The organism is Corallococcus sp. AB045, assembly GCF_003668895.1.
Lineage (GTDB): Bacteria > Myxococcota > Myxococcia > Myxococcales > Myxococcaceae > Corallococcus > Corallococcus coralloides.
In genome coordinates, this window is sequence record NZ_RAWN01000228.1 from 1 (window position 1) to 13,956 (window position 13,956).

14 protein-coding genes and 2 pseudogenes are annotated in these 13,956 nt (G+C 71.2%); 11 read left to right on the top strand and 5 right to left on the bottom strand.

The genetic code is table 11. The annotated features are described in order from the left end of the window. Positions 1-713 (top strand): NmrA family NAD(P)-binding protein (locus tag D7Y21_RS35290; protein WP_121718024.1); only part of this gene is annotated, 713 nt, incomplete at its 5' end. On the opposite strand, the gene D7Y21_RS35295 is transcribed toward D7Y21_RS35290, so the two are convergent. After that, positions 649-993 (bottom strand): helix-turn-helix domain-containing protein, encoded by a 345-nt coding sequence (locus D7Y21_RS35295; protein WP_233612403.1) that lies wholly within the window; start codon positions 991-993, stop codon positions 649-651. The genes D7Y21_RS35290 and D7Y21_RS35295 overlap by 65 nt on opposite strands. Positions 994-1,194: 201 nt before the next feature. Here D7Y21_RS35295 and D7Y21_RS43710 point away from each other — a divergent pair. From D7Y21_RS43710 to D7Y21_RS35310, 4 genes and pseudogenes are all read left to right on the top strand, one after another. Then, positions 1,195-1,326: pseudogene (locus tag D7Y21_RS43710) on the top strand (Dabb family protein); the annotation flags it as partial. A 52-nt stretch (positions 1,327-1,378) separates the two neighbouring features. Further along, complete coding sequence (locus D7Y21_RS43155; RefSeq protein ID WP_233612404.1) at positions 1,379-1,558, top strand: hypothetical protein; 180 nt, start codon at positions 1,379-1,381, stop codon at positions 1,556-1,558. Between the two features lie 202 nt (positions 1,559-1,760). Continuing rightward, on the top strand, positions 1,761-2,165 hold the full coding sequence (locus D7Y21_RS35305) for a hypothetical protein (RefSeq protein WP_233612405.1): 405 nt from the start codon (positions 1,761-1,763) through the stop codon (positions 2,163-2,165). A gap of 83 nt (positions 2,166-2,248) precedes the next feature. Beyond that, the gene (locus D7Y21_RS35310) at positions 2,249-2,662 is read left to right on the top strand and encodes a DUF6194 family protein (protein ID WP_121718026.1); all 414 of its coding nucleotides are present in this window, start codon (positions 2,249-2,251) and stop codon (positions 2,660-2,662) included. Position 2,663: 1 nt separating this feature from the next. Here the strand turns inward: D7Y21_RS35310 and D7Y21_RS35315 are convergent, their stop codons facing one another. The 3 genes from D7Y21_RS35315 to D7Y21_RS35325 are packed head-to-tail and all read right to left on the bottom strand — an operon-like array spanning position 2,664 to position 7,132. Then, entirely contained in the window at positions 2,664-3,863 is a 1,200-nt protein-coding gene (locus tag D7Y21_RS35315; RefSeq protein ID WP_121718027.1) for a lipocalin-like domain-containing protein, read from the bottom strand. A gap of 3 nt (positions 3,864-3,866) precedes the next feature. Further along, positions 3,867-6,407, bottom strand: a complete 2,541-nt coding sequence (locus D7Y21_RS35320) for an FtsX-like permease family protein (RefSeq protein WP_121718028.1) — start codon at positions 6,405-6,407, stop codon at positions 3,867-3,869. Further along, the gene (locus tag D7Y21_RS35325; protein ID WP_120561694.1) at positions 6,404-7,132 is read right to left on the bottom strand and encodes an ABC transporter ATP-binding protein; all 729 of its coding nucleotides are present in this window, start codon (positions 7,130-7,132) and stop codon (positions 6,404-6,406) included. Before D7Y21_RS35325 ends, D7Y21_RS35320 begins: the two co-directional genes overlap by 4 nt. Positions 7,133-7,355: 223 nt before the next feature. Here D7Y21_RS35325 and D7Y21_RS35330 point away from each other — a divergent pair, with 223 nt between their 5' ends. Then, positions 7,356-9,476 carry an ATP-binding protein gene (locus D7Y21_RS35330; protein ID WP_121718029.1) on the top strand — a complete coding sequence of 707 codons (2,121 nt, stop codon included), beginning with the start codon at positions 7,356-7,358 and terminating at the stop codon, positions 9,474-9,476. On the opposite strand, the gene D7Y21_RS35335 is transcribed toward D7Y21_RS35330, so the two are convergent. Beyond that, positions 9,427-10,251, bottom strand: coding sequence for a carboxylesterase (locus D7Y21_RS35335; protein ID WP_233612406.1), 825 nt, complete (start codon positions 10,249-10,251; stop codon positions 9,427-9,429). The two genes, D7Y21_RS35330 and D7Y21_RS35335, sit on opposite strands and share 50 nt — an antisense overlap. 70 nt (positions 10,252-10,321) lie before the next feature. Between D7Y21_RS35335 and D7Y21_RS35340 the strand changes: the two genes are divergently transcribed. From D7Y21_RS35340 to D7Y21_RS35360, 5 genes and pseudogenes are all read left to right on the top strand, one after another. Beyond that, on the top strand, positions 10,322-10,615 hold the full coding sequence (locus D7Y21_RS35340) for a DUF3467 domain-containing protein (RefSeq protein ID WP_120561043.1): 294 nt from the start codon (positions 10,322-10,324) through the stop codon (positions 10,613-10,615). Between the two features lie 57 nt (positions 10,616-10,672). Then, positions 10,673-11,425: a hypothetical protein gene (locus D7Y21_RS35345; protein ID WP_370039721.1), complete on the top strand. Its 753-nt coding sequence runs from the start codon at positions 10,673-10,675 to the stop codon at positions 11,423-11,425. A 43-nt stretch (positions 11,426-11,468) separates the two neighbouring features. Continuing rightward, on the top strand, positions 11,469-12,368 hold the full coding sequence (hemF, locus tag D7Y21_RS35350; protein ID WP_120561045.1) for an oxygen-dependent coproporphyrinogen oxidase: 900 nt from the start codon (positions 11,469-11,471) through the stop codon (positions 12,366-12,368). After that, positions 12,368-12,880, top strand: coding sequence for a hypothetical protein (locus D7Y21_RS35355; RefSeq protein WP_120561695.1), 513 nt, complete (start codon positions 12,368-12,370; stop codon positions 12,878-12,880). Before hemF ends, D7Y21_RS35355 begins: the two co-directional genes overlap by 1 nt. A gap of 174 nt (positions 12,881-13,054) precedes the next feature. Then, a pseudogene (locus tag D7Y21_RS35360) lies at positions 13,055-13,956 on the top strand (hypothetical protein); the annotation flags it as partial.

Genomic DNA, 13,956 nt, shown 5'->3' on the forward strand with positions numbered 1-13,956 from the left:
ACCGTGCGTCGCTCGACCATGCGGTCGCGGGGGCGTACGGCGTCTTCAGCATCCAGCCCAGCTCGGCACAGGCGAGCTACGGCGTCACGGACGACGACGAGGTCCGCTTCGGCACATCCATCGCGGACGCGGCGAAGGCGGCGGGCGTAGAGCACTTCGTCTACACGTCGGTGCTGGGGCTGCGTCCCGGCACGGGTGTGGACCACTTCGAGACCAAGTGGCGCATCGAGGAGCACGTCCGGGCCAGTGGCCTTCGCGCGACCATCGTGCGGCCGGGGACCTTCATGGAGCTGCTGCTGGTGCCGGACTTCGGCCTGACACGGGGGGCGCTCCAGTTCTTCATCCAGCCGGAGCAGCCCATGCAGTTCATCGCGGGTGAGGACATCGGCGTACTGACCGCGCGCGTGTTCGCGGATCCGCGCACGTACGTGGGGAGCACGCTGGAGATGGCGGGAGACTCGCTCACCGGCAATGCACTCGCGGAGAAGATCGGCCGGGCCACCGGGACGTCCATCTCCTACTCACGGTTTCCGCCAGAGATGCTTGCGGCGAGCCCGATGCTGCGCAAGCTCGTGAAGCTGTTCGAGGATGGTTTTGTGTTCGAGAGCGCGGACATCCCGGCGCTGCGGCGGCTGGCGCCGGGACTGCTCACATTCGACGCGTGGCTGGAGCGCGGGGGCGCCGCGGCGATCCGGGAGCGCTTCGCGGCATAGCGGCCTGCATGCGCTGAAGCTTCATCCCCGCCTGGACGATGGTGTCGATGACCGGGAGGAGCTCCCGGCCCAGCGGGGTCAGCGCGTATTCGACCGACGGCGGTGAGCTGGCGACGGCGTGGCGCGTGAGCACGCCGTTCTCCTCCAGCGTGCGCAGCTTCGCGCTGAGCACCTTCGCGGAGATGCGAGGGATGTCGGAGCGCAGCTCACTGAAGCGGCGAGGGTCTCCGCTGAGACGCCAGACGATGTTCGCGGTCCACGCGCCGCCGAGCAGTCGCATGCACTCCGTGAGAGGGCAGAGCGGCGGCAACGGCGGCGTCTTGTTCTTGCGGCGGCGGAGTATGGGCATCACCCTGGAGTGGTAACCAGATGGAAACCACATCGTGGGGGTTACCCAAGGTTACCGCCTGCCCTGGCGCGGGCGCGTCCCTATCGTCCGTGCAGGTTCATCAACCTGCTGCGTTTCCGTTTCAGGGACGGTGTGCCGGAGGAGGAGAAGGCCCGGGCCCTCGAAGCCATCTCCCGCACGGCGAAGTCGGAGGCGGTCGCGTTCTCTGTCGTGGGGAAGGACCTGGGAAACCCGGCCGACGGCTTCACCCATGCGTACTGCGTGGGCATCGCGGACCTGTCCGCCCTGCGCCGTTACTTCGATGATCCCCTGCACCGTGCGGGGGGACCTGCTCTTCCTGCCGCTCGTGGGGCGACTCTGGCGCATGGCCCTGTCCGACGACGCCGACCCCGCGCTGGGCGAGAAGATCCGCGCGATGCACGCGGAGAAGATGGCGGGCGACCCCGAATGGGCCGCGCTGCTCGCCACCATCCCCGACCTCCAGCTTCAGAGCTGACAGGCGGTTTCCAGACTCACCGGAGGAGCACCGCTGGATGAGCTGCCGCGAGAGGGTTTGTTCGAACCCGGGTCACTTGAGCTGACTGCGCTGTGAGAGGAATTTTAGTGCTTCCCTGGTAATGATTGTCATGGGGTGGTTGAACGGAGAGGATGGCAGGGCTTCGTGTCTTGCAATGATTCCCTTTGAGAGGTCACGCCCCATGAAAAGACAAGCGCTCGCGGTCGTTCTTTCCCTCTTCGCCACCGCCTGTGGTGGGGCGATGGAGGAGTCCTCCGCGTTGTCCTCCCAGGAGTTCTCCGTCCTTCCTCCGGGCGACCCGCTGATTGGGACGTGGTGTCAGACGAGCTGGCCGGGATGCGCCACCTTCGGTGGCAGCACCGGCGTCCTGTCGAGCGGTGGCGACGGCTGCTGGCTGGTGGGCGACACGAAATTCACGGGGCTGACCCCGGGCTCTACTCCCGGGACCTACACTGGAACGCGCATCATGTACGGCTCAGGCACCTGCCCAGGACACCCTGCTCCCCGGGCCGTGACCATCACGATGACGGGGCCCAACTCCTTCACGGAGGTGGCGGGGAGCTTCTCGGCCAACTGGGTCCGCTAGCCCGGATGGCGGCAGGCGTCCGTCCCCCCCACTGTCGCCGTGCGTGGTAAGTCACGCACGGTTCGACCTCGGGGGAGGACGTCATGACAGGAGCCATCAGCCTGGAAGCGCTGGCGGAGTACATCCAGGACGCTTTCAAGGACGTGCACGTGGACACCTCCACGCAAGACCTCTTCTTCTTCGCGGGGGACGAGCGGAAGTTCCCCTTCGCGACCATCGTCACGCGGGACACCGAGTTCGACCATCACTCGGAGCTGGACCGCGACGGCGTGTTCCGGCTGAACCTGGGCGTGAGCAAGGAGAGCTTCCAGAAGCTGTTCCCGGAGCTCGACCCGAACGTGGACTACGCGGACCTGGACGTGCTCCTGCCGCACCCGGCCTACGCGCGGATGTTCTGGCTGAGCGTGCTCAACCCCAGCCACGAAACGCTCCGGCTGCTGCGCCCGTACCTGAAGGAGGCCCACGCCATCCAGGTGAATCGGGCCGCCCGGGGCTGAGTCACGGCGTGCGGCCGCGGACCGTCTCCTCGCTCCGTGGCTCGTCCGCGTAGCCCGTCATCTCCAGGTAGCCGCGCCCCTGCACGGGCCGGCCCTCGCGCGTGCCGTCCACGGTCACCGCGCCCTCCCAGTAGCGCACCAGCACCGGCAGCTCCTGGTCCGGCAACTTCGGCGTCACCGTCAGCTCCAGCGACACCTTGGGAACCTGGACGCGCCAGCCCGCCGGGTACTCGCCGCCACGCGGGCTCTTCCATGTGCCCCTCGGCTCCAGCTGCATGTCGTCGGCGGTCAGGTGCACGGCCTCACCTGTCGTGGGCACGTACACGCCCGCGCTGAAGGAGTCCTTCGAACCGTCCTTCTTGCGCAGTTGGTAGAGCATCAGCTCGCTGCCATCGGAGAGCTGGAGCGCGAACCAGTCCCAGCCCACCTGGTCGCCGCTCAGCGCGCTGGTGCTCCACTCGCGGTCCATCCAGCTCTCGCCCTTCACCTGCACCGTCTGCCCGTCCACCGACACCGTGCCCCGCGAAGGCATGCGCGGCATCGAGTAGTAGTAGGACGCGTTGCCCCGCTCCGCGCCCTTCTGGCTCAAGCCCTTGTCGCCCTGGAGCACCGGCGGCTTGCCCTCGTCCAGAGTCAGCTCCAGCGTCACCCCGTCGCCCTGCGCGCGCAGGTGCATGGGCCACGTGCCGCCCGTGCCTTCGCTGCGCACGTCCCAGTCCTGAAGCCAGACATGGAAGGGTGCCCCGTTCGCGCCCGCCAGTCCCTGCGCCGCGCGGCTGAAGCGCTCGGTGACGTGGAACTTCCCGGCGCTCACGTCCGTCAGCGTGAAGTGCCCCATGAACACCTGCCGCGTGCCCCAGCCGGACTCGCGCTGAGGCTGCTCCGGCGACAGCGCGCTGCGGAACAGCGTGAACTGGTAGCCGAAGGCGCGCCCGTCCTGCGTCTCAAGATTTCCCGTCCAGTACCACCACTCGGTGCGGAAGTCGGGGTGGGGGCCGTGGTCCTCCGGGAAGTGGAAGGGCCGGGGCTCCATCGCGCGCGCGTAGCCCTCCGTGCCGCCGTCCCCGCCCATCGCGGACGCGACCGTCATGCCGCCTGTGTTCGCGGGCCCGGTGTCCTCCGTGTCCCGCAGCACCACGCCCACCGCCACGCCCAGCGCGGCGAGCACCAACACCACCCCGATGACGAGTCCCCGCCCCATGCCTCACTCCTCCCGCAGCGCCATGGCCGGGTTCGCGCGCGCCATGCGCCACGCCGGGTACAGCCCCGCGAGCGCCGCCGCCACCAGTGCCAGCACCACCGCCTGACCCACCACTCCCGGCGCCACCACCAGCTGCAACGTCCACCCGAACGAGCGCTGATTGATGACGTGCACCAGCACGTAGGCCAATGCCAGACCCAGCGGGATGGAGAACAACCCCGCGAGCAAGCCCAGCAGGCCCGTCTGCAAAGACACCATGCCCCACAGTTGTCCCGGCGTGAGCCCCGTCGCGCGCAGCACCGCGAACTCGCGCGCCCGCTCCAACTGCAACGACATCAGCGCGCTCAGCACGCCCACGAACGCGACGCCAATGGCCAGCAGTCGCAGCACCTGCGTGATGGTGAAGGTCCGGTCGAACACCTCCATCGACGCTTGCCGCAGCGCCCGGTTCGCGCGCACGTTCAACGCCTGCTCACCGCCCGCGCGGTCGCGCACGCGGGCCACCAGTTCGTCCACGTCCTGTCCGGGCGCGGCGAAGAGGGACAGGCCGGAGACGCCCCGGTCCTCGTACCAGTGCTCATACGTGGCACGCGGTATCAGCACCGTGCCCACGTCCGAGCCATAGTCGAAGTACACGCCCGCCACGCGGAAGTCGTGTGGCCCCTTGTCGGTAGCCACTCGCAGCGTGTCTCCCGCGTGCACGCCCCGGTGGAACGCGAAGGGTTCCGACACGATGAGCGCGTCAGGGGACGCGTCCAGCTGCCGCCACACGTCCTCCGCGCGCCCTTCCTTGAAGCGGTACGTCCGCTCGTGGCCCTTCGCGAAGTCCACCGCCAGCAGGTCCGTGTCCACGTCGTTGATGCGCACGTGGATGACCCGGATGGAGCCGCTCGCTTCGACACCCGGCGTGGACCGCAGCTTCTCCGCGAGCCCCGGCACCAGCGACGAATCCCCGCGCCGCGCCACCAGTGAAGGCGGCGACACGAACACGTCCGCCTGCAACGCGGACTCCAGCCACGCCGCCACCGTGCCGCGGAAGCTGGACACCATCAGGCCCACGCCCACCGTCGTCGCCACCGCGACCATCAGCGCCGCCAGCGCCACCGCCGTGCGCGACAGGCTCGCCGTCACGCCGCGCGCCGCCATGCGCCCCAGTGGACCGAACATCGCGCCCAGCGGCCGCGCCGCCGCCACCGTCAGCTTCTCCGTCACCCAGGGCACCAGTAGCGCGCTGCCCAGCAGCACGCCAAAGAGCCCTGCATACGCCGGCATCAGCGCCTGCGTGGGCCACGCGAGCACCGCCGCCGAGATGGCCAGGATGATCAGCCCCAGCACCGCCAGCTTCGGCGCCCGGTTGCGTGACACGTCCTCCACCGTCGAGCGCCGCAGCGCCGTCACCGGTGCAGCCCGCGCCGCCTCCCACGCGGGCACCAGCGCCGCCAGCACCGTCGCGCCCAGGCCCAGGCTCAGGCCCTTGAACAACGTGAACGGCTCCAGGGACAGACGCCGCACGTTCACCACGAAGTACAGGTCGTTGATGGTGCGGGTGATGAGGCCCACCAGGCCGCTGGCCATCAGGATGCCCAGCAGCAGCCCCGCCGCGGTGCCCACCATGCCCAGGAGCAGGGCTTCGCCCAGCACCAGCGCGAACAGCTCTCCTCGCGTCACGCCCACCGCGCGCAGCCGGCCCAGCATCCCGCGCCGCTGCACCACGGAGAACGTCATCGTGTTGTAGATGAGGAACATCCCCACCACGAGCGCCAGCAGCGACAGCGCGGTGAGGTTGGTGCGGAACGCCCGCGTCATCTGCTCCACCGTGCCCGCGCGCCCCGACGTCTGGACCAGCTCCGCGCCCGGCGGCAGCGTGGCCTTGAGCGCCGCGGCCTGCGCCTCTCCGCCCTTCAAGCGCAGGTCCACGCGCGTCAGCCGGCCCTCCAGGCCCAGCACCTCCTGCGCGGTGGAGATGTCCGCGATGAGCAGCGACTCCAGCGCGCGCTCCGTCGTCTCCTGCGAAGGCGTCAGCAGGGCCGACACGCGCAGCTCCCGCCGAAGCCCCGTCACCGTCACCGGCAGCGTGTCCCCGGCCTTCACGCCCAGGCTCCGCGCCGTCTTCGCGCCCATCACCACCGTGCCGGGCCGCGTGAGCAGCGCGCCGATGTCTCCCACCGCGCCTCCGGTGGAGAAGTCCCGGAAGGGGGCCTCCGCGAACGGATCCAATCCCAGCAGCGTGAGCGTGCGGTGGTTGCCTCCCTCCACCTGCACGAAGCCCTGCACCACGGGCGCCGCGTCAGGCGAGTCCGGCCGAAGCTTCAGCGCCGTGTAGACACCCTCTGGCAGGCCGGACGTGCCGCCGGTGAGCTGATGCGTGGCGCGGCCCGCGACGACGTCCGTGGATTGCTCGAAGGCGCGCAGCGCGCTGCCGCTCGCCAGGTCGATGGACACCACCACCGCCACGCCCATCGCGATGCCCAGCAGCGACAGCGCCGTGAGCCACGGGTGCCCGCCCAGGTGCCGCAGGCTGGAGCGTGCGAGCAGCGCCCTCATGGCGTCCCCCGTCCGCGCGCGCCGCCGGGGCGCTCCACCAGGCGTCCGTTCTCCATCGTCAGCACCCGGTCCGCGCGCTCCGCCATCGCGGGCTCGTGCGTGACGATGAGCGCGCAAGCATGGCCCTGCCGCGTGAGTCCTTCCAGCAGGTCCAACACCTGTCCGCCCGTCTCCTCGTCCAGGTTGCCCGTGGGCTCGTCCGCCAGCAGCAGCGGCGGGGCATGGGCCAGGGCTCGCGCCACCGCCACGCGCTGCTGTTCTCCGCCGGAGAGCCGGTCCGGGAAGCTGTTCGCGCGCGTCCCCAATCCCACCCGTTCCAGCAGCTCCCGAGCCCGCGCGCTGGCCTCGGCGCTCGAGCGTCCGAGCAGCTCCAGCGGCAGCCGCACGTTCTCCTCCACCGTCAGCGTGGGCAGCAGGTTGAACGCCTGGAAGATGAAGCCGATGCGCTCGCGGCGCAGCAGCGTGCGGTCCCGCTCCGGCATGCGCCCCAGGTCGCGGCCCTCCACCAGGATTTCACCGTGCGTCGCCTGGTCGATGCCGCTGATGAGGTTGAGCAGCGTGGACTTGCCGGAGCCGCTGCGGCCCAGCAGCACCACGAACTCGCCCCGGTGCAGGGAGAGCGACGTGCCGGAGAGCACCTCGCGCACGGAATCGCCTTCCGCGTAGGACTTGGTGACGGCGCGCAGTTCGACGAGGGGCCGCGAATCGGGAGGAGTGGAAGGCATGCCGGGCATCCGACATAGCCGATGCCCGGCGTCCGGGAGTGTTTCCCCGCCCAACCAGGAGGGATGCCCGCTACTGGACGCCAGCAGCACCAGGGAGCGCTCAGCCCATGACACCTGGCAGGTTGTCCGGGTTGCTTTTCGTGCGTGCCGACACGTCCCGGTGTTTGATGGCCGCCTCTTCTCGCCGGAAGCCTTGCCTTCCGCGGGGTAGGGGGGGCCACACATGAATGAAGCCCAGGCCGGATGGGTCGCGGCGTCCGGCAGTGTGCCCCCGCCGCTGCATGAGCTGCTTCAGCAGCTCCCTGCCTTCTTCGGCCTCTACCGCGGCCCCGTCCACCACATTGAGTTCAGCACCTCCACGCGCCTGACGCTGCTCGACACGCATGGCCAGGTGGGCATTCCGCTGCGCGAGGCCTGCCCCCAACTGGGAGGTCCCGGCTGGCACGAGGCCTGGGACCGCGTCTTCGCCACCGGAGAAGCCCTGCACCTGCGCGAGGCGTCCGCCCACGCGCGCACCGCCGACGAGGAGCTCTTCTTCAACCTGTCCCTGCTGCCGCGACGCGACGCCCAGGGGAAGGTGGAGGGCGTGCTCGCCTTCGCGGTGGATGTGACGGAGCTCGTGCGCACCCGCCGCGCCGCGTGGACCACCGCGGCCTGGCGCACCGAACGCCTCCAGGCGATGACCGCCGCGCTCTCCGAAGCGCTCACCCCCGCGCAGGTGGTGGAGGTGGCCGCGCGCGAAGGCGCCCTCGCCATGGGGGCCATCACCGGCCTGGTGGTGGTGCCCGCGGGAGCGGCCCTGGACGTCTTCGAGCGCGCCGCCGCGTATGGCTTCTCTCCCGGTGAGCTGGAGGGCTGGCAGCGCTTCGAGGTCTCCGCGACCTGTCCCCTCACGGACGTGACGCGCACCCGCGAGCCCTGCGCGCTGGGCTCGTGGACGGAGTGCATGGCGCGCTACCCGAGGCTCGCGCAGTTGTCCCGCGAGCGTCCCCTGTTGGCATGGGCCTCGGTGCCGCTGGTGAGCGGTGGGCGCGTGTTCGGCGCGCTGGGCCTGGGCTTCGGTGACGCGCGCGACTTCGACGCGCCAGAACGTGCCTTCCTGCTGACGGTGGGCCGCCTGTGCGCGCAGGCGTTGGACCGCGCACGCCTGTATGACGAAGAGCGCGCGGCCCGGAGCGTCGCGGAGGCGGCCAGCCGCGCCAAGGACGCGTTCCTCGCCACGGTGTCCCACGAGCTGCGCACGCCGCTCACGTCCATCCTCGGCTGGTCGCAGATGCTGCGGCAGGGCCTGCTGGGTGAAGACAAGCGCCAGCGCGCGGTGGAGGCCATCGAGCGCAACGCCCGCGCGCAAAGACAGCTCATCGAGGACCTGCTCGACATCAGCCGCATCGCCAACGGCCGCTTGCGCCTGGAGCCGGTTCCGCTGGAGCTGGGCCACGTGGTGGAGGCGGCGCTGGATGCCGTCAGGCCCACGGCGCTCGCGCGCGAGCTGACGCTCGATGTCTCCGTGGACGAGGATGGCGTGCCTCTATTCGGCGACCCGGACCGCTTGCAGCAGGTGGTGTGGAACCTGCTCTCCAACGCCATCAAGTTCACGCCGCCCGGCGGCCACGTGACGGTGTCCGCGCGCACGCGCGGCGAGGGCGCGGAGTTGGTGGTGCGCGACGACGGCGAGGGCATCCCCGCGGACTTCCTGCCCTTCCTCTTCCAGCGCTTCCAGCAGGCGGACACCGGCGTGAGCCGCCAGCACGGCGGTCTGGGCCTGGGCCTGTCCATCGTGCGGCACCTGGTGGAGCTGCACGGCGGCACCGTGACGGCCGTCAGCGACGGGCTGGGAAAGGGCGCCACGTTCACCGTCGTGCTGCCCCGCTCGCGCGTGGGCACGGCCCCGGGCGCCTTGCGCGTGCCGCGTCCCGTGGAGGGCCTGACGCTGCCTCGCTTCCCGGAGCTGGAGGGCCAGCGCGTGCTGGTGGTGGATGGCCAGCCGGACGCGCGCGAGTGGATGTCCGTGCTGCTCACCCGCGTGGGCGCGCACGTGCTCACCGCCACCAACGTCACCGACGCCATGGATGAAGTGCGCCGCTCTCCGCCCACGGTGGTGGTGACGGACGTGGCGCTGGCCGGCGAGGACGGCTACTCGCTCCTGTACCGGCTGCGCGCGCTGCCCTGGGAGTCCGGAGGCGGCGTGCCCGCGCTCGCCGTCACCGCCGCCGCGCGCCGCGAGGACCGCGACCGCGCCCTGCGCGCGGGCTTCAGCGCCTTTGTCACCAAGCCGCTCGACGCGGTGGAGCTGCTCACGGCGGTGGCGCGTCTTGCCCCTCCACCCAATCCGGCAAGCTCCTGAAGGCCTCCTCCGCGCGCCACGGCTGGAGGAAGTCCCCCACCTCCCGGGCGAGCCGCGCCCCGCACACGTCGCGCGGGATGATGTGGAAGCCCTCCGGATAGGCCACGTGCCGCACCGAGGGACACGCCTTCATCCGCCGCGCGAGCCAGCGTCCGCCCTCCGGATCCACCACGTGGTCCTGCTCCGCGGTGGCCACCATCACCGGGCAGCGCACCCGGGGCGCGTCCGCCAGCGCCAGGTCCTGCAGCCTGCACAGGTCGCGCAGCCGGGCCACCGGGAACGCGGACAGCACCGGCGCCTGCGCCAGCGCGGCAGGGTCGGAGATGTCCGTGCCGCCCTTGTCCACCCACGGCGTGGTCCATTCGAGCAGCGGCGTGCGGCACAGCTGGCGCACCAGCGCCATGCGCGCGCCCCGGAAGCGCACCGCGGGCGCCACCAGCACGAGCGCGTGCACCGCTTCCGGTTGATGCGCGGCCAGCCGCAGCGCCAGGAGCGCGCCCATGGACAGTCCGGCGACGAACACGCGGCGGTGTCCGGAGAGCGACGCCAGCGCCTCGTCCGCGCAGGCCTGCCAGTCGCGGAAGTCCACGTCCAGCATCGCCTCCGGCGTGGTGCCGTGGCCCGGAAGCCTTGGCGCCACCACGCGCATCCCCCTCGCCGCCAGGGCCTCGCCCAGGGGACGCACCTCCCAGGGACTGCCGGTGAAGCCATGCAGGAGCAGACAGGCGTCAGGCCCCCGCCCCAGCACGAAGGGCGCGGTGGACTCCCCGTCGATGTCCCGCCAGCGCGTGCTCACAGGGAGGACACTGGCCACGGCGGGCCCCAGGCGCTATGCCGCCTGACTCATGGCCGACACTCCGACGAAGCCCCCTGAAGTGCAGCTCCAGGTGCAGATGACCGAAGAGGTGTCCAATGGCCAGTACAGCAACCTGGTCCTGGTGAATCACACGGACTCGGAGTTCGTGTTGGACTTCCTCTACGTTCAACCGCAGCAGCCCCTGGCCCGCGTGCGCTCGCGCATCATCACCAGCCCGCGCCACGCCAAGCGGCTCCTGAAGGCGCTCCAGGAAAACGTGCAGCGCTACGAGGCGCGCTTCGGCACCATCCCCCTGGAGGAGGACGAAGGCCCCAAGCACTGAAGGGCCGGGTCCGCCGGGACTTTCCCTCCCGGCCATTCCCGGCGCACACTGCGCGGCATCGTGTTCCGAGCCCTCGTGTTCGCCGCTGCCCTGCTGTCCGCCGCCAACGCCTCCGCCCAGTGCACCGGGGATGGAGTGCAGCTGTATCCCGCGCCCGGCGGCATCGTCCCCACCAACATGCGCATCCTGCTGGAGGGCGTGGGCACCGCGAAGTCACCGGTGCTGGGACTGGTGGGCAAGCCGCTGAAGCTGGTCTCCACCGACCACGAGGTGAAGCTCAAGGTCACCAAGGGCTGGGAGAGCTCCCTGGGCCGCGCCACCATCATCCTCAAGCTGGCGGAGCCGATGCAGCCGGACAAGCGCTACTTCCTGAACCTGCAGGAGGTGCTCCCCAACATCGCCCTCCTCAATGGTCAGGTGGGCGCGCAGCCGTCGTGGCTGAGCGGCAAGGGGCCGGACGCCAAGGCCCCCAAGTGGGTGAAGCGTCCCGCCGTGTCGGAGGGCTTCGTGCGCCGCTCGCCCCAGGGCATCGCGCGCTTCGTGAAGCTCAACCTGGCGCTGCGCGAGGAGAGCCCTGCTTTCCTGGTGGTGAAGCTGTCGCCGCGCCGGCTGGGCATCTCTCCCCAGCAGTACCTGCTGCCCGTGCAAGGCAATACGGCTTATCTGGGCCATGAGGCCTGCGGTGGGGCGTTCTCTCTAGAGGACGGGCGCAGCTACCGCGCGCGCATCGAGGCCTTCGATGCAGCGGGCAACCTGGCGCCGTCGACGCCCCCCGTGGACTTCGAGGCCCCGTCCGCCCAGGGCCCTTAGTAGTGTGTCCTCCCGTTCAACCCGCGACAGGGAGACAACGGGCATGACGGCGACGGTGGATGTGGAGGGTTTGAAGGGGCGCATGACCGCCTTCATCCAGAAGCTCCAGGACGACATCTGCGGAGCGCTGGAGGACCTGGACGGCCAGGGCCGCTTCCGCGAGGACGCGTGGAGCAGGCCCGGAGGCGGTGGAGGCCGCAGCCGCGTGCTGGAGGAGGGCGCCGTCCTGGAGAAGGCGGGCGTCAACATCTCCATCGTCCACGGCGAGCTGGAAGAGGTCTTCGCGAAGAAGCTCCAGGGCGAGGGGCGCACCTTCTGGGCCGGGGGCCTGTCGCTGGTGCTGCACCCGCGCAGCCCGCACGTGCCCACCGTGCACGCCAACTACCGCTTCATCCACCAGGGCGGGAGGGCGTGGTTCGGCGGCGGCGCGGACCTGACGCCGTACTACCTGGACGACGAGGACGCGGCCCACTTCCACCGCGTGCACAAGGCCGCGTGCGACGCGCACGACCCCGCGTACTACCCGCGCTTCAAGGCCGCGTGCGATTCGTACTTCCACCTGCGCCACCGGGGAGAGGCGCGCGGCGTGGGCGGCGTCTTCTTCGAAAACATGGGCGGTGACCTGGAGCGCGAGTTCGCCTTCGTGCAGGCCTGCGGCAACAGCTTCATCCCCGCGTACCTGCCCATCGCGAAGAAGCACAAGGACACGCCGGTGACGGAGGCGCAGCGCTTCTGGCAGGAGGTGCGCCGGGGCCGCTACGTGGAGTTCAACCTCGTCTACGACCGGGGCACCATCTTCGGCCTGGAGACGCAGGGGCGCACGGAGTCCATCCTCATGTCGCTGCCGCCGCGCGTGCGCTGGCGCTACGACTACCACCCGGAGCCCGGCACGCCCGAAGCCCGGCTGGTGGAGGTGCTGCGCAATCCCCGGGAGTGGGCCTGATGTCTTCGCCTCCGGAGCCCGGCCCCGCGCGCCCGCGCAACACGGCGGTGCGCATGGGCATCGCCGTCACCGTCTTCGCGGCGGTGGCCGCCACCGGCCTGTTCATCGCCAGATTGCCGGCGATGAAGGGCTCCGGAGCCGTGTCACCGGAGCAGGTGGCCACCGAGGCCCGTGTCCAGGTGCTGGCCCTGTGCGACGCCGTGCAGGGCTTCCGCGACGAGCACGGCGACTACGTGCCCATCGCGCCCTATCCCGTCCCCGTGCCCCAACGGGGCGAGGCCGTGCCCTTCCCCAAGGACCACGAGGACTTCCGCCGCATCGGCTTCGACCCCGGCCCCGCCGTTCACCTCCAGTACGAGGTGCGGGTGGAGGAGAGCCCCGTGGGTGAACCGGAGGTGTCCTGCCTCGCCCGCGCGGACACGGACGGGGACGGCCTCAACGCCGTGTACCGCGTCCGTCTGGATGCCAACGGGATGACGACCCCCGTGGAGGCGGAGCGCGAGGGAGAGTAGCCCCCCATGCAACTCGGGGTTCTCGTTGTGAGAGAATCCTTCGTGATGGGAAACGTCGGCGACATCCGCGGCCCCCGCGCAGGAGGTCCTCCCGGCTCTGGTGGCCCCCGCTCCGGCGGTGGGCGCTCGGGGCCCGCGAGCCCGTCGCCGGCGTCTCCGTTCCGCGATGACGGGATGGAGACCTCCACCCCCACCACGTCACCCGGCGACCGCACCCGCATCGGGTCCCCACCCGTGGGACTTCCGCCGGAAGCCGACGGCGGCGCGCGTCTGGAGCCTGGAGGGGAACCCGGAGCAGAAGGGCTCCCCGGCGGCGAGGGGATGGAGACCGGCGGCGAGCCCGGCCTCCCCGGCGGCGAAGGCCTGGAGACCGACGCCTCCCCGGAAGGCGGCGACGCGGACGGCACGCCGCGGGATGCGGGCGCGCGCTCGGCCCGCGTGGGCGTTCCCAACCGGGGCCCGCTGCCCCCTCGCACCGACAAGGGCGGCGGGACGACACGCGCGCCCCGCGCGGACGCCGGCACGGGCTTCGAGTCCCCCGGCACGGCCACCCAGGGGCCCCGGCGCAAGGGCGCCGACGGCTTCCGGACGCCCGGCTCCGTCCCCACCACCGCCAGCCCCTACCTGGGCGCGGGCGAGGCGCGCGGGCCGGTGCTGGACGTGGAGTCGCTCATCCCCTCGGACCTGAACGACCTGGAGAGCCACCTCGCGGTGGGCAAGCGCTTCGCGTCGGACGGGGCGCTCCTGGCCGCGCAGGTGCGGCCCTCGTCGCTGCCCTCGTCGGACCGGGTGGCCCGCCTGTGGGCCTTCTTCGCCGCCTACGCGGAGGCCGCCGCGCAGCACCCGCCCGCCGAGGAGGGCAAGGCCGCCTTCGAGCAGGCCCTCAAGGACCAGGGCTTCGCCGGCCTCCAGGACGCCCACACCGGGCAGAACGGCATGGAGGCCGGGAAGTGGGTGATGGACGCGCCCACGCCGCAAGAGGCCCGCGAGCGCGCGGACGCCGTCCGGCTGGAGCCCCCTCCCGACGTGCGCCACTCCGAGCAGGCCGCCCCGCTCACCCCCGGCCTCTACCAGCC

Bases quoted from the DNA above. Each gene is read 5' to 3' on its own strand.
- hemF (WP_120561045.1), top strand. From the start codon at position 11,469: ATGACGGCGACGGTGGATGTGGAGGGTTTGAAGGGGCGCATGACCGCC.
- D7Y21_RS35305 (WP_233612405.1), top strand. From the start codon at position 1,761: ATGAAAAGACAAGCGCTCGCGGTCGTTCTTTCCCTCTTCGCCACCGCC.
- D7Y21_RS35340 (WP_120561043.1), top strand. From the start codon at position 10,322: ATGGCCGACACTCCGACGAAGCCCCCTGAAGTGCAGCTCCAGGTGCAG.
- D7Y21_RS35315 (WP_121718027.1), bottom strand. From the start codon at position 3,863: ATGGGGCGGGGACTCGTCATCGGGGTGGTGTTGGTGCTCGCCGCGCTG.
- D7Y21_RS35320 (WP_121718028.1), bottom strand. From the start codon at position 6,407: ATGAGGGCGCTGCTCGCACGCTCCAGCCTGCGGCACCTGGGCGGGCAC.
- D7Y21_RS35355 (WP_120561695.1), top strand. From the start codon at position 12,368: ATGTCTTCGCCTCCGGAGCCCGGCCCCGCGCGCCCGCGCAACACGGCG.
- D7Y21_RS35310 (WP_121718026.1), top strand. From the start codon at position 2,249: ATGACAGGAGCCATCAGCCTGGAAGCGCTGGCGGAGTACATCCAGGAC.
- D7Y21_RS35325 (WP_120561694.1), bottom strand. From the start codon at position 7,132: ATGCCTTCCACTCCTCCCGATTCGCGGCCCCTCGTCGAACTGCGCGCC.
- D7Y21_RS35330 (WP_121718029.1), top strand. From the start codon at position 7,356: ATGAATGAAGCCCAGGCCGGATGGGTCGCGGCGTCCGGCAGTGTGCCC.
- D7Y21_RS35295 (WP_233612403.1), bottom strand. From the start codon at position 993: ATGCGACTGCTCGGCGGCGCGTGGACCGCGAACATCGTCTGGCGTCTC.